Source organism: Streptomyces thermolilacinus SPC6, from assembly GCF_000478605.2.
Classification (GTDB): Bacteria; Actinomycetota; Actinomycetes; order Streptomycetales; family Streptomycetaceae; genus Streptomyces; species Streptomyces thermolilacinus.
Genome location: NZ_ASHX02000001.1, coordinates 4,687,877 through 4,707,844 on the forward strand (window position 1 = coordinate 4,687,877; position 19,968 = coordinate 4,707,844).

21 protein-coding genes, 1 tRNA gene and 2 pseudogenes are annotated in these 19,968 nt (G+C 73.1%); 10 read left to right on the top strand and 14 right to left on the bottom strand.

Annotated elements, in window-relative coordinates; genetic code table 11:
• Window positions 1–40: 40 nt before the first annotated feature.
• The 3 genes and pseudogenes from J116_RS28745 to J116_RS20285 form a co-directional block, all read right to left on the bottom strand.
• Window positions 41–804, bottom strand: a pseudogene (locus J116_RS28745) (IS5 family transposase).
• Between the two features lie 106 nt (window positions 805–910).
• Window positions 911–2,290, bottom strand: a complete 1,380-nt coding sequence (locus tag J116_RS20280) for a coiled-coil domain-containing protein (protein WP_023588899.1) — start codon at window positions 2,288–2,290, stop codon at window positions 911–913.
• Between the two features lie 76 nt (window positions 2,291–2,366).
• The gene (locus J116_RS20285; protein ID WP_023588900.1) at window positions 2,367–3,140 is read right to left on the bottom strand and encodes a DUF4097 family beta strand repeat-containing protein; all 774 of its coding nucleotides are present in this window, start codon (window positions 3,138–3,140) and stop codon (window positions 2,367–2,369) included.
• 159 nt (window positions 3,141–3,299) lie between these two features.
• Between J116_RS20285 and J116_RS20290 the strand changes: the two genes are divergently transcribed.
• Both J116_RS20290 and J116_RS29960 read left to right on the top strand, forming a co-directional pair.
• Window positions 3,300–3,374, top strand: a tRNA-Val gene (locus J116_RS20290).
• Between the two features lie 335 nt (window positions 3,375–3,709).
• Window positions 3,710–3,868, top strand: a complete 159-nt coding sequence (locus J116_RS29960; RefSeq protein WP_023588902.1) for a hypothetical protein — start codon at window positions 3,710–3,712, stop codon at window positions 3,866–3,868.
• Here the strand turns inward: J116_RS29960 and J116_RS20300 are convergent.
• Complete coding sequence (locus tag J116_RS20300) at window positions 3,844–4,122, bottom strand: DUF2087 domain-containing protein (protein WP_023588903.1); 279 nt, start codon at window positions 4,120–4,122, stop codon at window positions 3,844–3,846. The genes J116_RS29960 and J116_RS20300 overlap by 25 nt on opposite strands.
• A 551-nt stretch (window positions 4,123–4,673) precedes the next feature.
• Window positions 4,674–5,126: pseudogene (locus tag J116_RS31605) on the bottom strand (N-acetylmuramoyl-L-alanine amidase); the annotation flags it as partial.
• A 119-nt stretch (window positions 5,127–5,245) separates the two neighbouring features.
• Here J116_RS31605 and J116_RS31520 point away from each other — a divergent pair.
• Both J116_RS31520 and J116_RS31525 read left to right on the top strand, forming a co-directional pair.
• A complete protein-coding gene (locus J116_RS31520; RefSeq protein ID WP_079147924.1) occupies window positions 5,246–5,872 on the top strand; it encodes an endonuclease VII domain-containing protein in 627 nt (208 codons plus the stop codon).
• A gap of 576 nt (window positions 5,873–6,448) precedes the next feature.
• Window positions 6,449–6,523 carry a 50S ribosomal protein bL37 gene (locus tag J116_RS31525; protein WP_099048249.1) on the top strand — a complete coding sequence of 25 codons (75 nt, stop codon included), beginning with the start codon at window positions 6,449–6,451 and terminating at the stop codon, window positions 6,521–6,523.
• A 176-nt stretch (window positions 6,524–6,699) separates the two neighbouring features.
• On the opposite strand, the gene J116_RS20310 is transcribed toward J116_RS31525, so the two are convergent.
• A complete protein-coding gene (locus J116_RS20310; RefSeq protein ID WP_028964309.1) occupies window positions 6,700–7,248 on the bottom strand; it encodes a flavoprotein in 549 nt (182 codons plus the stop codon).
• Window positions 7,249–7,359: 111 nt separating this feature from the next.
• Here J116_RS20310 and J116_RS20315 point away from each other — a divergent pair, with 111 nt between their 5' ends.
• The gene (locus J116_RS20315) at window positions 7,360–7,626 is read left to right on the top strand and encodes a DUF2277 domain-containing protein (RefSeq protein ID WP_028964310.1); all 267 of its coding nucleotides are present in this window, start codon (window positions 7,360–7,362) and stop codon (window positions 7,624–7,626) included.
• 227 nt (window positions 7,627–7,853) lie between these two features.
• On the opposite strand, the gene J116_RS20320 is transcribed toward J116_RS20315, so the two are convergent.
• The 5 genes from J116_RS20320 to J116_RS20340 all read right to left on the bottom strand — a co-directional run bounded on the left by J116_RS20320 (window position 7,854) and on the right by J116_RS20340 (window position 11,974).
• The gene (locus tag J116_RS20320; protein ID WP_023588908.1) at window positions 7,854–8,477 is read right to left on the bottom strand and encodes a DedA family protein; all 624 of its coding nucleotides are present in this window, start codon (window positions 8,475–8,477) and stop codon (window positions 7,854–7,856) included.
• 374 nt (window positions 8,478–8,851) lie between these two features.
• Complete coding sequence (locus J116_RS20325) at window positions 8,852–9,304, bottom strand: DoxX family protein (RefSeq protein WP_028964311.1); 453 nt, start codon at window positions 9,302–9,304, stop codon at window positions 8,852–8,854.
• Between the two features lie 375 nt (window positions 9,305–9,679).
• Complete coding sequence (locus J116_RS20330) at window positions 9,680–11,332, bottom strand: alkaline phosphatase D family protein (protein ID WP_023588910.1); 1,653 nt, start codon at window positions 11,330–11,332, stop codon at window positions 9,680–9,682.
• A gap of 100 nt (window positions 11,333–11,432) precedes the next feature.
• Window positions 11,433–11,633, bottom strand: coding sequence for a DUF397 domain-containing protein (locus J116_RS20335; protein WP_023588911.1), 201 nt, complete (start codon window positions 11,631–11,633; stop codon window positions 11,433–11,435).
• Window positions 11,630–11,974: a Scr1 family TA system antitoxin-like transcriptional regulator gene (locus J116_RS20340; RefSeq protein WP_268810597.1), complete on the bottom strand. Its 345-nt coding sequence runs from the start codon at window positions 11,972–11,974 to the stop codon at window positions 11,630–11,632. The genes J116_RS20335 and J116_RS20340 overlap by 4 nt, the downstream gene beginning before the upstream one ends.
• Before the next feature lie 252 nt (window positions 11,975–12,226).
• Here J116_RS20340 and J116_RS20345 point away from each other — a divergent pair, with 252 nt between their 5' ends.
• The 3 genes from J116_RS20345 (at window position 12,227) to J116_RS20355 (ending at window position 15,059) form a co-directional block, all read left to right on the top strand.
• Complete coding sequence (locus tag J116_RS20345; protein WP_028964312.1) at window positions 12,227–13,450, top strand: glycosyltransferase; 1,224 nt, start codon at window positions 12,227–12,229, stop codon at window positions 13,448–13,450.
• Between the two features lie 508 nt (window positions 13,451–13,958).
• On the top strand, window positions 13,959–14,255 hold the full coding sequence (locus tag J116_RS20350; protein WP_235617368.1) for an antibiotic biosynthesis monooxygenase: 297 nt from the start codon (window positions 13,959–13,961) through the stop codon (window positions 14,253–14,255).
• A gap of 141 nt (window positions 14,256–14,396) precedes the next feature.
• Window positions 14,397–15,059: a pyridoxine/pyridoxamine 5'-phosphate oxidase gene (locus tag J116_RS20355; RefSeq protein ID WP_023588915.1), complete on the top strand. Its 663-nt coding sequence runs from the start codon at window positions 14,397–14,399 to the stop codon at window positions 15,057–15,059.
• Between the two features lie 142 nt (window positions 15,060–15,201).
• Here J116_RS20355 and J116_RS20360 read toward each other — a convergent pair whose 3' ends face one another.
• Window positions 15,202–16,428 carry a peptidoglycan DD-metalloendopeptidase family protein gene (locus tag J116_RS20360; protein ID WP_023588916.1) on the bottom strand — a complete coding sequence of 409 codons (1,227 nt, stop codon included), beginning with the start codon at window positions 16,426–16,428 and terminating at the stop codon, window positions 15,202–15,204.
• Window positions 16,429–16,598: 170 nt separating this feature from the next.
• Window positions 16,599–17,258 carry an HNH endonuclease family protein gene (locus J116_RS20365; protein ID WP_028964314.1) on the bottom strand — a complete coding sequence of 220 codons (660 nt, stop codon included), beginning with the start codon at window positions 17,256–17,258 and terminating at the stop codon, window positions 16,599–16,601.
• Window positions 17,259–17,447: 189 nt separating this feature from the next.
• On the opposite strand from J116_RS20365, the gene J116_RS20370 reads away from it, so the two are divergent.
• The gene (locus J116_RS20370) at window positions 17,448–18,299 is read left to right on the top strand and encodes an ABC transporter permease (RefSeq protein ID WP_023588918.1); all 852 of its coding nucleotides are present in this window, start codon (window positions 17,448–17,450) and stop codon (window positions 18,297–18,299) included.
• Window positions 18,300–18,513: 214 nt separating this feature from the next.
• Window positions 18,514–19,098: a TMEM165/GDT1 family protein gene (locus tag J116_RS20375; protein ID WP_023588919.1), complete on the top strand. Its 585-nt coding sequence runs from the start codon at window positions 18,514–18,516 to the stop codon at window positions 19,096–19,098.
• A 179-nt stretch (window positions 19,099–19,277) separates the two neighbouring features.
• On the opposite strand, the gene J116_RS20380 is transcribed toward J116_RS20375, so the two are convergent.
• Window positions 19,278–19,952: an HAD-IA family hydrolase gene (locus J116_RS20380; RefSeq protein WP_023588920.1), complete on the bottom strand. Its 675-nt coding sequence runs from the start codon at window positions 19,950–19,952 to the stop codon at window positions 19,278–19,280.
• Between the last annotated feature and the right edge of the window lie 16 nt (window positions 19,953–19,968).

Sequence of the window (19,968 nt, forward strand, 5' to 3'; positions counted from 1 at the left end):
GGCTCAGCGACCGCCCGGCCACTAGGTCGTGTCCGGAAAGTCACGGGAGCCAGAGCCGCAGGCAGGCGAGGGTGACCATGGCTTGGTAGTGGACGGCTCGTTTGTCGTAACGCGTGGCCAGGGCCCGGTTCTGCTTGAGCCTGTTGAAGCAGCGCTCGACGACGTTGCGCCGCTGGTAGGCCGCGCGGTCGAGGCGGCAGCGGGTCTCGCCGCGGCGGATGCGTCCGTTGATCTGGTCGATCCGCTCCGGGATCGTGCAGGCGATTTTGCGCCTGCGCAGGTAGGCGCGGATTCTGCGGGCCGAGTAGCCCTTGTCCGCGACGACGCGGTCGGGCCGGGTCCGGGGCCTGCCCGGCCCCGGCCGGGCGATGCGGATCCGGTCCATGACGGCTTCGAACTGGGTGCAGTCGTTCACGTTGCCGCCCGTGAGCGTGAACGCCAGGGGACGGCCCTGGCCGTCGCACGCGAGATGGATCTTGCTGGTCAGTCCGCCGCGCGACCGGCCGAGCGCTTCCCCCTCCCAGGGCCCCCTTTTCGGGCCCCGGCGGCGTGCTGATGAGCCCGGACCGTGGTCGAGTCGACGCACACGATCGTCCAGTCCACGGTTCCGACGGCGTCGGAGTGCTGCTGGACATGGGCCAGCAGACGGTCCCAGGTGCCGTCGGCCGACCAGTGCCGGAATCGTTCGTAGACCGTCTTCCATGGCCCGTACCGCTCGGGCAAGTCGCGCCAGGCGGCACCGGTGGACAGCTTCCACAAGATCCCGTTCACGACCTGGCGCCGGTCCCGCACGGGCCTGCCCATACGTCCCGGCGCCAGCAGCGGAGCGATCAACGCCCACGACTCATCCGTCAGTTCATGCCTCCGCACCACGAACGGAGCAACGAGTGATCGACTTTACGGACACGGCCTAGTGCCCGGAGCCTCGCTCCTCGCGGATCTGCTCCACCACCCGCGCCACCGACGCCCGTACCGCCTCCAACTCGGTGAGGAAGTGCCAGTAGTCGGGGTGCCGCCCCTCCAGGCCGCCCGTCGCCCGGTCCAGGCGGACCACCGCGTCGTCCAGCGGCCCGGCGTGCCGGGGGTCCGGGGTATGGCGGCCGTCCATGGCGAGCCGCTGCGCGTCCCGGATCGTGAAGCGCGTCCGGTCGATCTCCTGCTGCGGGTCCTTCGACACGGCGTTCAGCCGCTGGAGCCGCTCCCCGGCGGCCGACACCGCCTCGTCCGTCGCGTTCAGCAGCGCCCGTACCGTGCCCAGCAGGGCCGTCGCGTCCGCCCACCGCTGCTCGCCCCGCGCCCTGGCCGCCTCCCCGATCTTCTCCTCGGCCCGCCGTACGCCCTCCACGGCCTGCTCCGGCACCGGCTGGAGGTCCTGCCAGCACGCCAGGCTGAACCGGCGCCGCAGCTCGCTCAGCACCGGCTCCACGGACGCCGCGCGGTTGGCCAGGGCCTGCGCGCGCGTACGGAGCGACACGAGCCGCCGATCGATCTCGGCGGCCCGCTCCGGCAGGCGCTCCGCCTCCGCCCGTACGGCCTCCGCCTCCCGCAGCACCCGGTCGGCGCGATGCAGCGTCTCGGCGACACCGTGCCGCCCCGCGCCCTCGTTGAGCCTGGTCAGCTCCGGAGCGAGGGCGGCGAGCCGGGCCGCCAGGTCGTCGGCGCGGAGCCCGGCACCGCGTACGGAGTCCAGCGCGTCGCTCGCGGCGAGGAGCGCCCCACGGGCCCGCTCCACGGCCGGGGCGAGGCGCGCGAGCTGCGTCTCCGCGGTGGCCAGCAGCGGGCCGATCCCCTGCTCGAACCGCTCCAGCTCGCCCTTCACCCGTACGAGCGCGTCCTTGGCACGGGTCAGGTCCGTGCGCGCGCCGGTCGCCGTCGCCGAGTCCAGGTCCACCCGGTCCAGGTCGTACCGGTCGACCGCCTCGATGTACTCCCGGCTCACCTCGTCGATGCGCCGCCCCAGCGCGGCGAACTCCTGAGCGGCGCGGCCCGCGGCGGGCGAACGGTCCACCGCGGCGATCGTCTCCATGGAGATCCGCAGACCCCGCTGCGCCGTGTCCAGCTCGTAGAACGCGGCCGCGGCGGCGTCCTTCGCGGCCTGCGCGTCGGCCCGCTGGCTCTCGGCGCGCCCGCCGCCGAACCAGCGCCGCGCGCCGCCCCCGGCCCCGCCGCCCGCGAACGCGCCGGACGAGGCGAGCACCCCGGCGGAGGCGGCGGCGAGCAGGGGCAGGGGCAGCAGCACCAGGGCGAGCACATCCGTCGCGTACCGCCGTGCGCCGCGTGTCCCCGTCACATCCGCTCCCCGTACCGTCCGTGTCCGAGCTGACCCGGTTCATTCTCCCACCGGGTAGGACGAACGGGAGAGCGGATCAGTTCGCGGTACGGACGGTCACGTCGCCGTTCTCGCTGTACACGGTGACCGCGCGGGAGCTGCCCGGGTCGCGCGGCACGTCGGTGGTGGCCGTGCCGTTGTCGGTGCGTGCGTCCACGGCGTACGGCCCGGCCGCCCCGGGCAGCTCGACGTCGACGCGGCCGTTGGAGCTGCGCGCCTCGACCCGCGCGGGCGTGCCGCCCAGGGCGAGGCGGATGTCGCCGTTGTCGCTGCGGGCGGTGACGGTACGGGAGGTGGCGCCGTCCACGCGGAGGGCGCCGTTGTCGGTGGCGAGGTCGAGCGGGCCGCGGGCGCCCTCCACGGTGACGTCGCCGTTGTCGGTGCGCACCGTGAGCGGCGAGGCGAACCCGGCGGCGGAGACGGCGCCGCTGTCGCCCCTGACGGTCACGGCGACGCCGCGCGGGACCTTCACCTCGTACCGGCCGTCGCAGTTCCGGACGACGGCGTCGCACGTCACCCGCAGGGTCAGCGTGCCACCGTCCATCCGCCACACCGTCTCGGGCCCGCTGCCCAGCACCACCCACCCGTCCACCTGCCGGGACACCTCGACGCCCTTCACGTCGGCGGGCACCAGCACGACATCGCCGTCCCCGGAGTCCACGGTCAGCGAGGCCCCGCCGAACGGGAACACCTTCCGCTCCTCCGGCGCCCCGGCCGCGTCCACAGCCCCGCACCCCGCCACCCCGAACAACAGCGCCACCACGACGGCGCCGGAACGGGCGGTACGACGACGAACACCCTGAGCGACCACGAGCTTCCCCCGGTACGAAACCACTGCGACGCGCCCCACGCTACGGACGGCGAGCCCCGCCCCACGATCCGGCGAGCCACCACCTCGGGGGTGGGGCCGGCCCCCGCAACGGTTTGCGAACCCCACCCGGGGTCCATGTACGCTGTTGCCTCACTCCACGGGTGCGTAGCTCAGGGGTAGAGCGCTGCTCTTACAAAGCAGATGTCGGCGGTTCGAAACCGTCCGCGCCCACCACCACGAAGGCCCCCCGCCAGTCCCTGCGGGGGGCCTTCGGCATGTGGCCGAAGGGGCCGTGTCCGGGGAGGACGCTCTGGCAGGATCGCCGTGTGGCGGGGAAATCGAGTGGTCGAGTGGTGGAGCGTCTGGACACGGCCCTTGACTGGGTTGGGCTGATCACGTCCGGGATGCTGCTCGCCGTGGCCGTTCGGGATCATCGGGACGGCGGGTCCGTGTGGGGGGTGGTTTGCGCGGGCGGGCTCGTGCTCGTCGGGCTGTGGGTCGTGGGGCGCGGGATCGTGCGGCGGCGGCGTGGGCTCCACGGTGCCGGTTCGCGGTAGGGGAGGGCTCGCGTGGAGTTCTGGATTCTGTACGGCGCCGTCGTTCTGTTCGTGCTGGTCGTCGCCTTTGTGCTGGTGCCCGCGTGGGCGCGGGCGCGGGCGCGGATGACGACCATTCGGCTGGACGAGGAGCGCGAGGCCCGGCGTCAGGCCGCCGGGGAGCGGTGGTAGGCGCTGCCGTCCCTGGTGCGGGTCAGGTGGCCTGACGTGACGAGGTAGCGGCGCAGGGCCGAGCAGTCCTCGTGGACCGTGCGCAGCGCCTCGTTGACCTCGGGCTCCGTGTAGGTGCGGTGCCGCTCGAAGAGGGTCTGCGCCAGGTGGGCCAGCAGCTGTTCGCGGCGGGCCGGTCTGCGGGGGATGGCCGTGAGGCGGCCCTCGCGGTCGAAGAGGGCGGACACGTCGTGCGACGTACGGTGCTCGGGCATGCCGGGCAGCCTCGCAGCCGTCGCGTCCGCCCCGCAACGGGATTACGGCGGGACCCTGTCGGGCGCGTTCAGAGCTTCCAGAACGGGCCCGACACCGAGCGGTGCAGCAGGCGTACCGGGCGGTGGTCCGGGGTCCTCGCGCGGACCATGAACCGCAGGTGCCGGCCTGCCCCCACCTCGGCCGTGGACGTGAACTGGTGGCCTCCCGCCCCGTACGCGCGGATCGGCAGGTACAGGGAGCGGTGCCCGCCGTTCCTGTCCGTCGTGTAGAAGCAGCCCTCGATCACCGTGTCGGCCGGGGTGTCGTCGCCGAACAGCAGGTGGACGACGGTGTGGTGGCGTACCGGGCCGACGAGCAGTATCGCGGTGCGGAACGACAGCCCGGCCCAATTGCCGGACGTGAGTTCCATGTCGGTGGCGTTGGACTCGTTCAGCATGTTCGGCACGGGGTCCTCCTCGGGCGGTGCGGGTGCCGTCTGGCCGTTGGCTCGGTTCACGATGCCGGGGAACACGACCTTGCGGAACTGGTCCACGCGCGCGTCCCCCGGGCACGCGGTCCCGCCCGAGGACCAGGCGGAGTGCAGTCGGTGGTAGCCGTAGCCGGGGTCGGACGCGCTCCGGCAGATCCGCAGCGGCAGGCCGTGGTGCTGGTGCAGCCACACCCCTACCCGGATCAGCTGCTCGACCTGCTTGTCCGTCCACGGGTCGGTGTGCTTGAGGTTGGACGCCGTCTCGATGGACACCGCGCCGGTGCCGTCGGGGCGCCGGTTCGCGGCCGCGTTGGCGTCGGCGCGCGTCTCCGTGCCGATGTACTGGGCGAGGTCGCCTTCGTAGCCGAGTCCGAAGTGAGACTCGAGCGAGGTGGTCTGCCAGTACTCGTAGATCCGTTGTGCGGTCCACGGTGCGGCAAGGCTGTGCACGATGAACTGCGTGGGCCTGATTGCGGGTTGCTGATCACTCTCTGGCTGGAGCTCCAGCTTCTTGGCGAACGGGCACCAAGCCATCAGGGTGCCTCCTTCTGGCTCGAACACATCTTTCGGGGGATGTCGACATGGACGGCTCCACCTGCACGGTCGAGGGCTGCGGTCGCCCCATACGCGTACGGTCCCGGGGCTGGTGCGCCATGCACTACCGGCGGTGGCAGCGCCATGGAGATCCGGGCCCCGCCGCCGCGCATCGCGTGCACGGCAGCGCGGCGACGGAGGCGGAAGCCCGCCGATGCGAGTTTCCCGGCTGCACGCGGAAGTACATCAGCAAGGGACTGTGCGCGAGCCATAATTGGCAGCGGGCCGTGGGGCGCGAGCTGACCGCGCTGCCGGACCGGCGACCGGCCAAGCCTCATGACCGAAATGCGCGGGGCGAGAAGCAGTGCCGCACCTGCCTTCTCTGGCTCCATCCCGACCTGTTCAACCGGAATGCCGCCGCGAAGGACGGGTTGCAGGGAAACTGCCGAAGCTGCGGACGGGACGTGCAGCGCAAGACGCTCTACCGGCTGCCTCCCGGCCGCTACGCGGAGATGCTGGCGAGCCAGGGAGGCGTGTGCGCCATCTGCAAGCAGCCCGAGAGCGATGGGGGTGCCCTCTCCGTGAAGCACGATCACCGCTGTTGTCCGGGGTCTTCCCGTGTCTGCGGCGACTGTGTCCGTGGTCTTGTGTGCCGTGCGTGCAACCACGGGCTCGGGAAGTTCCGTGACGACCCGGAACTCCTGCGTGCCGCAGCGGCGTACCTCGAACGGCACGCTTCCCGGTAGCCGCTCGGGTCGGATCGTCGGCTGTTCGTCCCACTCCGGCTGCAACTCCATGCGCTTAGCCCCCGGATACCAGGCCATGCGTCTCCTCCCTCGGGCGGGCGAGAGGTGCCTCAGGGCAGAGCGGTGGGGGTGCGGCACCTTACTGTGAGTTGCCCGGTGGGGAGCGTGGTCACTCGGCGCGGCGTGCAGTTGCCAAGGACGAGTGAAGCGGCGGTCGTTCGTCCACGAGTGGTCAGATGGTGCCAGGTGCGAGGGTTGCGCGCACGCGGTAGGCAACTGCCCGGGCGCCTCTGCGCTGTTGGCGGTACGGCTCGCGCGCGATGAGGTGCCTTCGGCGGTGAAGGTGACGGTGAGCCGTCGGGTCGAGTCCTCGCTCGACGGCTCGCTGATCGACTGCTGAGCCCGGGCCGACTGCGGGGCGCCGAGGAGGGTTCCGGCCGGTGGGCGTCGGCGGTCGGCCGTTCGTACGGGCGCCGCGGCCGTGCGGGGTGTTCCGGGCGCACCTAGACTGACGGGTGCCCGTAATGCACGTACTGCCCGAAACACCCCCCACGGGGCCATGAAGGGAGCGACCCCATGTCGAAGCGCGGCAACAAGCGGCGGGCCCGCAAGGGCAAGAAGGCCAACCACGGCAAGCGGCCCAACGCCTGACGGACCCGGTGCGCCGGTACGCCAGTACGCCGGTACGGCACGCACGCACCAGGGCGGCCCCGCACCACGCGGCGGGGCCGCCCACGTGTCACCGGCCGGGGGGCGCCCCCGGCCCCGGGTCCAGCGCCTCACCGGCCCCGCGCGTCACCGGGCGGGACGGTGCCGGCCCCCGCGCCTCACCCCGCTCCGTGTGCCGCCTGGGCCGCGTCCACCGCGTCCAGGGCCAGGGCCCACGGGAAGCTGGACGGCCAGTCCTGGCCCGGCGGGTCCGGTACGTAGCCGCCCTCCCCGTACAGCACCGTCACGCCCGCCGCCCGCAGGGTCTCCACCGACCGGTCGAACTGCGGGTGGCGTACGTACGCCGCGTTCGCGCACGGCACCGTGACGATCGGGAGGCCCTTGCCGATGGCCTCCGCCGCGACGCCCACCACGAACGCGCCGGTGATGCCGAGCGCCCAGGAGTTGACCGTGTTGAACGTCGCCGGGGCGAACAGCACCGCGTCGGCGGGTGGCCAGACGTCCGGGTCGCCGGGGCGTTTGTAGTCGCTGCGCACCGGATGCCCGGTGAGCGCCGCCAGCCCGTCGAGGCTCGGCTCCAGCCACCGCGAGGCGCTCGGTGTCAGGCCGAGGCAGACGTCCCAGCCGCGTGCCTGCGCGTCCTCGATCACGCTCGCCACCTCGAACACCGGGGGAGCCGCCGAGCAGAACAGATACAGAGTCCTCATCTTGATCATGGAGTTCATCTGATCACATGCCGGACGGGTGCATCCTGGCAGTGAGAAATGACGTCGCAGTGAGGAATGACGTCACCCGCCCCCGAATCCGCGAGGTCCGGTATGTGCCGCAGCATCAAGACCCTCCGCCCGCCCGTGCTGCCCGAGGAGGCCACGGAGGGCGACATCCACGCCGCCGCGCTCCAGTACGTGCGCAAGGTCTCCGGGTTCCGCGCGCCCGCCGCGCACAACCGCGAGGTCTTCGAACGCGCCGTCGCCGAGGTCGCCGAGGCCACGCGGAAGCTGCTCGACGGGCTGGAGGTGCGCGGCTCGTCCGCCACCACCAGGAGCGCCGCCCCCGCAGCGGCCGGGAGCGGCGACGCCGCGTAGGCCCGCCTCCGTGCGGCCCCTCGGGCCGGGAGGGCTGTCGCCGCGCGCGGTCCCGGCGGCCGGGGCGGGCGGTGCGAGGCCGGGTCGGTACCGCCCGGCGGCCGAGGTGCTACGAAGCCGGGTGGGCGCCACGGAGCGGCCGGGTCGGTACGAAGTGGGGTCGGCGCCCGGCAGTGGCCCGGGTGCTGCGGAACCGCGCGCCGCACCCACCCGCACCGGCCAGGGGGCTACGACGCCGGGCTCGGGGCCGGTTCCGGGGCCGGGCGGCGCATGACGTACGCGGCGATGCTCCCCGCCAGGAACAGCGCCAGCACCGACACCGCCGCGCTGAACCAGGTCGCGCCCAGCCACTGCCCGCCGAAGTAGCCGACGCCCACGCTGTACGTGGCCCACGCCACCCCGGCCAGGACCGACCACGGCACGAACTCCCGGGCCCGGCGCCGCGCCGCGCCCGCGCCGAGCGACACGACCGACCGCCCCGCCGGGGCGAACCGGGCGATGATCACCAGGGCGCCACCGCCCCGCCCCAGCGCCGTGCCGAGACGTTCCTGCGCCGTGGTCAGGCGGCGGGAGCGCGCGATGGCCCGGTCGAGGCGGGGCCCGCCGCGCCAGGCGAGGCGGTACGCCACCAGGTCACCGAGGACCGAGGCGGACGCCGCGCACGCGGCCAGGGCGATGAGCGAGATCCCGCCAGGCGCGGCCGTCGCCGTCGCGGCGGTCGCCGCCGTCGCCGCGGAGATCACCAGCACGCCGCTGGGCAGGACGGGGAGGAACACGTCCAGCACCACGGAGATGGTCACCGCGGCGTAGACCCATGGGCTTCCGGCCAGCCACCGCACGCTCTCCAGCACCTTGACTCCCCACCTCCCACCCCCGAGAACGCGCAACAGCGTACGCCTTACGCGTCATCGCGCGTGCACGGAGGGCAGTGGAAGCCGGGGCGAAATCCGGCCAGGCGGCGGGGAGAGGACGCGCGCGGGGCGCGAGGCCAGGGCCGCCCCGCCCCGCGCACCCGTCGCGCGGTACCCGGCGCACCCGGGTCGGCACCGGCCGCCCGTACCGGCCGAGGCGCGGAACACGCCCCGCGCTCCGGGGCCACTCGCGCGCGCGGCGAGCAAGCGCCCGCCCGCGCGGCAAACAAGCCGCCGCCCGCGCTCGTACCGGCCGGCCAGGGGCCAGGCAGGTTACGTCCGCCCGTACCCGGCCCGGCCAGGCGCCCGGCAGGTTACGCGGCCACCGTCGCGCGTCCGCGCGCGCTCTCCGTGCCCTCGCGGCGCCCGGAACCGAACAGGCCGTCCAGCGCCAGCGCGCCCGGACCGGTGAAGACCAGCAGGAACAGCGCCCAGCAGAACAGGGCCGCGGCCTCGCCGCCGTTCTCCATCGGGAGCAGGCCCGACGGCTGGTGCATCTTGAAGTACGCGTACGCCATGGCGCCCGACGACACGAACGCCGCCGCGCGGGTGCCCAGGCCGACGATGAGCAGCGCCCCGCCGACCACCTCGATCACCGCCCCGTACCAGAACGGCCAGGTGCCGGCGGGGACCGTCGCGCCCGAGCCGTCCGCGCCGCCGAGGACGCCGAACAGCTTGGCGGCGCCGTGGCAGAGGAACAGCAGGCCGATGACGACCCGGAAGAGGGCCAGCGCGTACGGCTGGAACTGCTGGAGGCGGCTGGTGATCGAGGACATGGGGGGCTCCTTCGGCTGGGGACAGAACCGATGCGGCCCCACGTTAGGCATCCCTAAGCATTACTTGCAAGTTCAACATTCAGTCGCATGGAGATACCCGGGCAACCGGCCCCCATGTGGCGGCACACCCTCAGCGAAGCCGCGGAACCGCAGGCGGCAGCGGTGGCGGACGCCGGGCAAGCCGTACGCGACCGGAGCGCGCGACCGGTTCCGCGCGCCCCTCAGCCGCCCGCCCCACGTCCAGCGCGTGACCCCAGCGGCCGCTCAATGGCCGAAACTCGACCCCAGCCGCGCCAACCTGTCCGCGCCAACCCCGCCAGCCCCGACCTCACACGCGCCGACCCCGCACGGGTCCACCCGCCCGCGCTAACCCCACACGCGCTCGTGCTCCGTCACCAGGCGCCCGCCCCGGCGCGCCCGCTCCAGCTCCAGCCGCGCCGACCGCCCGTCGAGCGTGAGCGTCATCAGGTGGTTGCCGAACCACGGCCCGCCCGTGCGCGACCAGCCGGTCTCGATCGCGCCCACCCGCCCGTGCCGGGCCAGCGCCCGCCCCAGCCACCGCCCCGCGCGGCTCCAGCCGAACCGGAACCCGAGCCTCAACGCGTACGGGATGCGCTGGTGGATCGGCGAGCACGTCAGTTGCAGCACCCGCGACGCCGCGCCGGGCAGCACGGGCTCGGCCGCGTACGCGTGGTGCACGTCCCCCGACAGGACCGCCACCGTCGCCGGGGCGTCAGGCCCGCCGGCCGCCTCCGCCAGCAGCCCCGAAAGCCAGGCGTACGACTCCGGGAACGCCGCCCAGTGCTCCAGGTCCGACCGGCGGCGCATCCACTCGCCCCGCCGCGCCCAGCGCTCGCCCCGCTCGCCCCGGCACAGTGCGGCGTTCCACCGTTCGGCGTCGTGGATCAGCGGCGGCAGCAGCCACGGCAGGGAGCTGCCGAGCAGCAGGTGGTCCCGGTCGGCGCGGCCCTCCAGCACCTGTTCGGCCACCCAGCGGGCGTCCTCCTCGCCGAGCATGGCGCGCTTCTGCTCGTCCAGCACGCGCCCCGCCCGCGTGTCCACCATGACCAGCCGGGTACGGCCCAGGTCCCGCCGGTAGCTCCACCGGATGCGCGCCGGATCGGCGTCCGCCTCCGCCGCGAACCTGCGGAGGGCCGCCGTACCGTCGGGCACCGCCCGCACCCGCGCGTACAGCGGATCGACGGCCAGTTCGGCGGGGGAGAGGTTCCCCAGGTGCTGGTGGACCCAGTACGACATGAGGCCGCTCAGCAGCCGCTCGCGCCACCAGGGCCGCCCGCGCATCCCGGCCAGCCACTCGGCGCTGGTGTTCCAGTCGTCGATCACGTCGTGGTCATCGAAGATCATCAGGCTGGGCACGGTGGAGAGCAGCCAGCGGACCTCGGGGTCGAGCCAGGACTCGTGGTAGAGCCGGGTGTACTCCTCGTAGTCCGCGACCTGTTCGCCCGGTGGCTCGGCCAGGTCCCGGCGCCCGGCCAGCCACTGCCTGGTCGCGTCGGACGGCATGTCCGCGTACACCTGGTCGCCCAGCAGGAGCAGCATGTCGGGGCGTACGGCCTCCGGGTCGGCGGCCAGTCGCGCGCCCAGGGCGCCCAGCGCGTCGGGTCCGGCCGGGCGGCGGCCGACCGCGCCCGTCGCGGCCCAGCGGCACGACCCGAACGTGACCCGCAGCGGCCGGTCCGGCGCGGCGCCCGGCGTGGTGAGGGTGCTCGGCGGGAACGGCGAGTCGGGCAGCGGCCACACGCGCTGTCCGTCGAGCAGCACCTCGTACGCCGTGGTGGTGCCGGGCGTCAGGCCCGTGACCGGCACCAGGGCGTAGTGGTGCCCCGCTATTTGGAACGTACGGGCGCTCCCTCCCGCGCCGTCGGCGCACCGCACCTCGGCGGTGCCCGGCCCGTCGGCCTCGACCCACACGGTCGCCGTCGGGCGGTACGCGACACCGCTCGCGTCCGGCCACTCCACGTACCTCAGCAGCGGCCCGAGCCGCAGTCCGGCACCCATGTCCGGCCTCCCCTCCGTCACCCCGCCCGTACGGTACGGGAACGGGACGGTCACCGGTGACGGAGGGCGCCCCAACTGGGCGTACCGCCAGGGGTCTTGGTCAGACGGCGCCCGTCTTGACGCCCGCGACGAAGGCGGCGAAGGCGCGGGCGCGGACGCGCAGGGAGGGACCGGTGGGGTTCTTGGAGTCGCGGACGGGGACCACGCCGTGGGAAGTTGCGAGGTTGGATGCCACCTCGACGCAGTCACCGCCGTTGCTGCTGTACGAGGACTTGAACCAACGGGGGGTATCGGTCGTCACAGGGTGCCTTTTCGTACCTCGGTGATCATGGCCACGGATGCCGTTTGCGACGGCGCTTCGGCCTGTAGCTGATGGTAGGCCGTCATCATGGGCTGGACGACCCGGCTATCCCGGTCCAGGCGGCCCTGGATTGACGACTCCGCGTAGACAACCACTGAGCGATCCGGGAGCGTGGCCAGTCGCACCGGTAGGTCAAAGGGTCTGCGTTCCCCCAGGTCGTATGGCGTCACTTGCAGCACCGTGTTCGGCAGCTCAGCGAACGCGATCAACCGCTCCAGCCGAGCTGCCAAGCCTTTCTCACCCTGGGCTGCGCGCTGATTCGCTGGCGACGTCTGAACCACACATCGCGATGAGCTTCAGGACAGCGCGGGGCGTAGGTGAGAACCTCCTGGGCCGACGTGCCGTCCTACGCTGCACGCCGTCGCTTCATCGGCGGTCGTCCGTTCACCGCGGACGGCAAAAGCCAAAGGCAAGGAGATTCCCACTCCTTGCCGTGCTCAACGTATAGCGCGCCGGGGGGCTTGCGGCAAGGCCCCCGTCAGGCCGCAGAATCGCCGACCGAGGCCAGTACCTGCAGAAACGGGAGTCGCGTAGTGCGTGTGTTGTTGTCGACGTATGGGTCGCGCGGGGATGTCGAACCGCTGGTGGCGCTGGCGGTGAGGTTACGGGAACTCGGCGCTCAGGTGAGGGTCTGTGCGCCGCCGGACGAGGTCTTCGCCCGGCTGCTGGCCAGGGCCGGCGTGGAACTGCTGGCGGTCGGCGAGCCGATGGGCACGATGACGGCGCCGTCGACGGAATCGGCGGCCTCCCGGCGTGTGACCGAGCTGGCCGCGCAGTTCGGCACGGTCGCCACAGCCGCCGAGGGATGCGACGTCCTGCTGGCGACCGGTCTCGCGCACTTCTCCTCGCGGTCGGCGGCCGAGAAACTCGGTATCCCCTACGTGTACGCGACCTTTTGCCCGTTCCTGCTGCGGTCACCGCACCAAGCGCCCCCCGCGCTGCTGGCGGGCCAGTCGTTCCCGCCGGAGGTGACCGACAACCGGGCGCTGTGGGACCTGAACGCCCGGACCTTCAACGCGCTGCACGGCGGGGCGCTCAACGCCCACCGGGCCTCGGTTGGTCTGCCGCCGGTGGACGACGTTTACGGTTTCATCTTCACCGACCGGCCGTGGCTGGCGTCGGACCCGGTCCTGGGTCCGTGGCGGGAGACCCCGGAGCTCGACGTCGTGCACACCGGGGCGTGGATCCTGCCGGACGAACGCCCGTTGGCGGACGACCTGCTGGCGTTCCTGGACACGGGCACACCTCCGGTGTTCGTCGGCTACGGCAGCATGCGCGGCGTCTCCGCGGACATCGCCCGGGTGTCCATCGAGGCGATCCGCGTGCACGGCCGCCGCGCACTCGTCGGCCGCGGCTGGGCCGAACTGGCCCTGATTGACGACCGGGACGACTGTTTCGTCGTCGGCGAGGTCAATCAGCAGGCACTGTTCGGCAGGGTGGCCGCCGTCGTGCACCACGGCGGAGCGGGCACGACGACGACGGCCGCCCAGGCCGGAGCGCCGCAGGTGGTAGTGCCCCAGGCGGCGGACCAGCCCTACTGGGCCGGCCGGGTGGCCGCCCTGGGCATCGGTGCGGCACACGACGGCTCGGCTCCGACCACCCAGTCCCTGTCAGCCGCACTCGGGACGGCCCTCGGCCCCGAGACCCTCGCACGGGCACGGGCCGTGGCCGACGGCATCCGCACCGACGGAGCAGCAGTGGCCGCGAAACTACTGCTCGACACCGTCAGCCGAGAAAGGCCGTCGGTGCCCGCGTGACCCCCCCCACGGGATCACCGAGCCGGGAAGGTGCCCAGCGCCGGGCTACACCGCCGACGCGGCATGCTCGAAGAGACCGGCATACTCGGCGGCTTTCTGGTCAACGTCGGATACTCACCAGCGAGCGACGGCACTGGCCTCCGAAGACCATTCCGTTAGGAGTTTTTAGGCGCGCGTCCATCGTCCTCCGTCCCGCCTTCGGCGACGAGATTCCCTGGCCGCGATGCGGGCCACGCCTCAGGTGCGGTGGCGCCGGGCTCGTAGCCTGGCGGCGCACGTGGCGGAGGCGAATCCCGGCCTCCGTCCGGGCATTGGTGCCAGCGCGGCCACCGCTCTCCTGCGTGGGCCTGCCGTGGGCTATGACCGGCTTTGCCGCGTTCGGCTCATTCGTAGCGGGTGGCGGCCCTTGAGTCCCCGTACTCATCTCCGGGTGCCGTGCCTGGCGGTGTCGCCGCTCCGTTCTGGTGAGGTGGCGGTGCCGGAGGGGGCGGTGTGGCAGGGTGATTGCGTGATTGTCAGGGTGAGCGAGGCGCGTGTACGGCCCGAGCGGTTCGATGACTTCCGCGAGATGATCGTTTCCGCGGTGCGTGAGTTTCCCGGGCGCTATGCGGGGCTGGTGGACCACGAGGTGCTGGCCGCGCCGCCCCACACGCTGCTGTACGTCAGCCGCTGGCGGGGCGAGGAGGACCTGGTCGCGTACGCCGGTGAGGGCTGGGGCGACCAGCCCGTGGTCCTGCCGGGCGAGGAGGAGTACCTCCTGGGCCCGCTCCAGGTGCGGCACTTCACGGTCGCGTCCCTGGACTGACGCCACCCCGGTGCCGGACGTCGGCGGTGGGGGTGAGGACGCCGCGTCCGTGGGGCGATGGGTGGTTGCGAAGGCCTTGCGGGGCAACTGGTTGATAGGTTCGGTACGGGCTTGGTTGATCACTGCTGAGGGAGTGGGGACGTGACCGGTGCGGCCGACCTGCGTCAGACGCTGCGGGACATCGAGGTCTTCGCCGGTGAGCTTCCCGACTTTGACCCGTCGGTCGCGCCGGACACGCCGGTCGAGCTGTTCACCGAGTGGCTGCTCACGGCGTTGAGCGCCGGGGTGCGGGAGCCGCATGCCATGACGCTGTCCACGGCGGACGCGGGCGGTGATCCGAGCGCTCGCGTACTCGTCCTCAAGGACGTGAGCGCCGAGGCCTGGCAGTTCGCCTCGGACGCGAGCAGCCGCAAGGGCCGCGATCTCGCCGCCCGCCCCTATGCGGCACTGACCTTCTACTGGGCACCGCTCGCGCGCCAGGTCCTGGTGCGCGGACCGGTGGTGCGGGAGACCCCCGAACGGTGCGCCGCGGACTTCCTCGCCCGCGGTGAGGGGGCGCGGGCGGAAGCTCTGCTCGGACGGCAGTCACAACCGCTCGCGGATCTGGCCGAGAGGGATGCGCAGGTGGAGGCGTCGCTCGCGAGGCTCAAGAGCGAGCCGGACCTCGTGGCGCCGGGTTGGACGCTGTACTCGCTGCGCCCGGAGTCGGTGGAGTTCTGGCAGGGCGACAAGCAGCGCCGCCACACCCGGCTCGTCTACCTGTCCTCCCCCGCCGGGTGGACCAAGCAGTTGCTGTGGCCCTGATCTCCCTCCGGCTCCGCCGTGACGTCGTGCCGGGAGCGGGTCCTCAGAGCCGACCCTGAGCAGGTTCGGGTACGTGCGCGCCGTGACGGCGGGCGCGGGCCGCGCCGTGGCTCTCACCGTGGCCCGCGTCCGCCGCGACGGATCAGCAGTAACCGTTGACGGGGCCGTTCACTCCCGTCCACATGTAGGCGTCGCTCACCCAGGTGCCGTCGGAGAGGCGGTTCCACAGCGCGGTGCTGCCGTACCGGCCGGTGTGGGTGGTGCCGTTGCCGGAGCAGGACACCGTGACCGTGACGCCGTCGGCGACGGTCCCCACGACGGCGTAGCCCGTACCCGGTCCGCTGCGCTTGTTCAGGGTCGTGCCGCTGCCGTTGGTGTCGATGATGCCCTGGGTGAAGCCGAGGGCGCCGTAGTTGTAGAGCTGACCGCCCGCCGCGACGCGGCGGCTGCCGTGCAGGGCCGAACCGCTGTAGGCGGCGCCGCCGTTCTCCGGGCGCCAGCGGCCGAAGTCGTGGCCCGCGATGCCGATGTAGTTGCCGTTCTGCCGCAGCGCGAAGTGGACGTGGCGGCCGGACGAGGAGCCGCCGCAGGTCACGTCGTTGCCCGTGTAGCCGAGGTACGCGCCGGCGGCGACGGCGGCACCGTCCACGGAGATGTTGTTCACCAGGTGGTAGTAGTCCGTGGCGTAACCGCGGTCGTGCACGATGCGGATCCAGCCCTTGCACATGGTGTACGCGGTGCCGCCGCGCGGGGCGCGCACGATCTGGTCGCCGCCCGCGAAGTCCAGGGAGCTCCACGGCGTGTTGGACCCGGACCAGCCGTGCGGGCCGCTGGTCATGTACCAGGTCTGGCCCACCGCGAAGGGCAGCGCCATGCCGGTGCGGTAGTCGCCGTTGGCCAGCTGGGTCGTCATGCCGCCCTCGGCGGTGCCGGTCTCGCCGGTGGCGGCGAAGGCGCGCCGCTCGGCGGCCCTCAGGACCGGCTCCGCCCTGGTGGAAAGACCGGTGAAGGCGGCCTCGCCCTCCAGGGCGACCTTCCACGCGCCGTTCTCGCGGTGCGCGACGAACAGCCAGCCCTGGGGCAGCTCGGACGAGCCGGGGGCCGTGGCGAGGACGGCGGTGCCGAAGGCCCAGCCGCCCGCCTGGCGCTTGACGCTGACGCGGGGCTCGGTCTCCGTACCGGACCTCATGGCCGAGTGTGCCTTGCCGCGCAGGTGCTCCTCGACGGCGGTGGCGGGGCCTCGGTCGGCGGTGGGCGCCGCGGGGGAGACGGCGGGGGCGGCGGAGGCGGCGGGTATCGCGGTCACGCCCAGAGCCAGGGCGGCCGCGAGGGTGCACGTGCGCGCGACGGCTGTGAACCGTCTGAACATGTGGACTCCGTTTCACCGGGGAAAGGGGCGGGGGGTGGCATGTTCGCGACAACAATCTACGCGCGATGAGGCCCCGGGAACAGATGCGCTGCACGGGGCGGGCGGGGCGGGTGCCCAACAGGGGCGGAGTGGGCGCGGTCGGGCACCCGCCGACGCGGAGTGACGTTTCGTCAGGAGCAGTTGTTCAGCACCGACTGGAGGGCGCTCTTCTCGGCCGAGTCCACCGACAGGTTCCAGTAGTGCTTCACGTGCACCCACATGCGGGCGTACGTGCAGCGGTACGCGGTGCGCGGGGGCATCCACTCGGCGGGGTCCTGGTCGCCCTTGGCCTGGTTGACGTTGTCCGTTACCGCGATGAGCTGCGGGCGGGACAGGTCGTTGGCGAACGAGCGGCGCTGCGTCGTCGTCCAGGAGGCCGCGCCCGAGCGCCACGCCTCGGCCAGCGGGACCACGTGGTCGATGTCCAGGTCGGAGGCGAGCGACCAGGTGGCGCCGTCGTACTCGGAGTACCAGCGGCCGCTGGTGGCGGCGCAGTTGGAGTCCTGGACGACGTTCACCCCGTCGCGCTTCAGGACGACCTCGCGGGTGTTGCACGTGCCGTACTGGGTGATCCAGTGCGGGAACAGGTCGCGGCTGTAGCCGGAGGAGGAGCCTTCCGCCCTGACCGTGAGCTGGCTCAGGTACGTGCGCGCGGTGGCGGCGCTGACGGGGGTGGGCGGGGCCGCCTGGGCGGCGGGCGCGGTGACCAGCAGGCCCGTGACGGTGAGGGCGGCCGCCGAGGCGAGCACGGTGATGCGGCGGGTCAATCGACGCGCGTAGACGCGGGACATGCGAACTCCCTGGGTGCATGGGGGTGTTGGCCGTCGCGCCCGGTGGGCGCGCCCGGCCATGGTGGTGGCGCCGGGTGACCTGCGGGTGGGCGCCAGGTAACAGAGTGACGACATGAACACGTCACATCAAGGGCTGTGTCGAGTTCTTGACAGACAGACAGGGGCCGCGTCTCGTCCTAGGGTTGACCCGTGCTGCTGCCGGTCGACCTCACCCTCGGTGCCGTCCTCGCCGTCCTGCTCGCCGCCGCCGCGGCCGTCGTCGCCGTCGCCCGGCTGCGTCCGCCCCGCGAGACCGTCACCGCCGGGGTGCGCGCGGCGGTCCAGCTCGCGGCCGTGTCGCTGGCCATCGGCTGGGTCGTCGGAGCCGTGCCGCTGCTGCTGCTCTTCCTGCTGGTCATGTACGGCGTCGCCGTGCGCACCGCCGGGCGGCGCCTCACCTCCGGCCGCACCTGGTGGTGGGCCGCCGCCCCCATCGGCGCCGCGGTCCTCCCGGTCGTCGCGGCGCTGGTGCTCACCGGGCTCGTACCGGTCCGGGGCATCGCCCTGATCCCCGTGACCGGCATTCTCATCGGCGGCGCGCTCACCGCCACCGTCCTCGGCGGACGCCGCGCCCTCGACGAGCTCGCCACCCGGCACGGCGAGGTCGAGGCCGGGCTCGCGCTCGGGCTGCTGCCGCGCGACGCCCGCCTGGAGGTCGCCCGGCGGGCGGCGGCCGACGCCCTGCTGCCGGGCCTCGACCAGACCAGGACCGTGGGCCTCGTCACACTGCCGGGCGCGTTCGTCGGGATGCTGCTCGGCGGGGCGTCACCGCTGCACGCGGGGGCCGTGCAGCTGTTCGTGCTGGTCGCGCTGATGGCCGTGCAGGCCGTGGCGGTCGCCGTGGTGCTGGAGCTGGTCGCGCGGGGCCTGCTGCGCCGGGACGGGGCCGAGAGGGACGCCGGGCGACGCGGGAGCGCGAGGGGCGGGGCGGCCGGGCCCGGCGGGCGGCTGTGGGGGTTCCGGCGGAGGTCGCGTACCCTGGACGGAGCAGAAGGGGAGTAGCTCTTCGCCGGACCGTCGACATACTGCGGGGCCTCGTGCCCGGCCGGCGCCCGGAGGCGGGCCTCGTCAGAGGACCGCCAGCGAGACCTTCGGCACCAGCAGAATCCATGTACCCATGGCTCTGCCGTGCCGAAGCGACCCCTGAAACGCGCAGGCGCGCGAGCGAAGGTCTCTCGGTACGGCGGTGGCCCGAACCGATTGAGGAATCCAGCCCGTGCTGAGCTTCACGATCATGGCGATCACCTTCGGTGTCGTCTTCCTCGCCGAACTCCCCGACAAGACCGCCCTCGCCGGCCTCATGCTGGGCACCCGCTACCGCGCCTCCTACGTCTTCGCGGGTGTCGCCGCCGCCTTCGCCGTCCACGTCGCGCTCGCCGTCGCCGCCGGCAGCGTCCTCACCCTGCTGCCGCACCGCCTGGTGCAGGCGTTCGTCGGCGTGCTGTTCCTCGCGGGCGCGGCGATGCTGCTGCTGAAGAAGGACGACGACGAGGAAGAGAAGATCAAGGCGCCCGCCGACCAGTCGTTCTGGAAGGTCTCCGGGGCGGGCTTCATGCTGATCCTCGTCGCCGAGTTCGGCGACCTGACGCAGATCATGACCGCGAATCTCGCCGCCCGCTACGACAACCCGCTCTCCGTCGGCCTCGGCGCGGTCCTCGCCCTGTGGGCGGTCGCCGGAATCGGCATCGTCGGCGGGCGGACGCTGATGAAGTACGTGCCGCTGCGGCTCATCACGAAGGTCGCGGCCTGCCTGATGCTGGCCCTCGCGGGCTTCAGCCTGTACGAGGCCGTGATGGGCTGAGCCGGGCGTACGGACGTACGGGGGCGTACGACGGTGACCGGCGGGCGCGAGTGGCGTCCGCCGGTACGGCGCCGGACCGACTGGCCGGGTACCGGGCCGGCCGGGTGCCGTGCCGGCCTGGTCAGGGGCCGTGCGCGCCTGGGCGGGGGCCCGCCCGGTCGGGGCGCCCGGCCGGTGGCTCAGGCCGTGGCGGTCAGGCGGATCGACCCGTCGGCGCCCGCCTCCACGCGCAGCCGCGTCAGGTCCTCCACGTGCAGGTCAGGGGCGTACGCCGCCGCGCGCGGTCCCACGCCCACGACCCGCATACCGGCGGCCCGCCCGGCCGTGACACCGGCCTCCGAGTCCTCGAACACCACGCACTCCCCGGGCGTGAAACCCAGTTCCGCCGCGCCCTTCAGGAAGCCCTCCGGGTCCGGCTTGCTGGCGCTCACGCACTCGGCCGTCACCCGCACCTGCGGCATCGGCAGCCCCGCCGCGCCCATCCGGGCCGCCGCGAGCGGGGCGTCCGCCGACGTGACCAGGGCGTGCGGCAGCGCCGCGATCGACGCCAGGAACGCGGGCGCGCCGGGCACGGGCACCACGCCGTCGAGGTCGGCGGTCTCCTCCGCGAGCAGCTCGCGGTTCTCCGCGTGGTTCAGCTCCATCGGGCGGTCCGGGAGGAGGATCGCCATCGTGGCGTACCCCTGGCGGCCGTGCACCACCTTCATCGCCTCGTCCGGGTCCAGCCCGTGGCGCAGCGCCCACCGCCGCCAGACGCGCTCCACCACCGCGTCCGAGTTCACGAGCGTGCCGTCCATGTCGAGCAGCAGCGCACGGGCGGTCAGGGTGGCGGGGGCGGAAGCGGTGGCCGGCATGGCACTCCAGACGCGG

Bases quoted from the DNA above. Each gene is read 5' to 3' on its own strand.
- J116_RS20380 (WP_023588920.1), bottom strand. From the start codon at position 19,952: ATGCCGGCCACCGCTTCCGCCCCCGCCACCCTGACCGCCCGTGCGCTG.
- J116_RS20310 (WP_028964309.1), bottom strand. From the start codon at position 7,248: ATGAGGACTCTGTATCTGTTCTGCTCGGCGGCTCCCCCGGTGTTCGAG.
- J116_RS20315 (WP_028964310.1), top strand. From the start codon at position 7,360: ATGTGCCGCAGCATCAAGACCCTCCGCCCGCCCGTGCTGCCCGAGGAG.
- J116_RS20300 (WP_023588903.1), bottom strand. From the start codon at position 4,122: ATGCCCGAGCACCGTACGTCGCACGACGTGTCCGCCCTCTTCGACCGC.
- J116_RS31520 (WP_079147924.1), top strand. From the start codon at position 5,246: ATGCACTACCGGCGGTGGCAGCGCCATGGAGATCCGGGCCCCGCCGCC.
- J116_RS20365 (WP_028964314.1), bottom strand. From the start codon at position 17,258: ATGTCCCGCGTCTACGCGCGTCGATTGACCCGCCGCATCACCGTGCTC.
- J116_RS20360 (WP_023588916.1), bottom strand. From the start codon at position 16,428: ATGTTCAGACGGTTCACAGCCGTCGCGCGCACGTGCACCCTCGCGGCC.
- J116_RS20330 (WP_023588910.1), bottom strand. From the start codon at position 11,332: ATGGGTGCCGGACTGCGGCTCGGGCCGCTGCTGAGGTACGTGGAGTGG.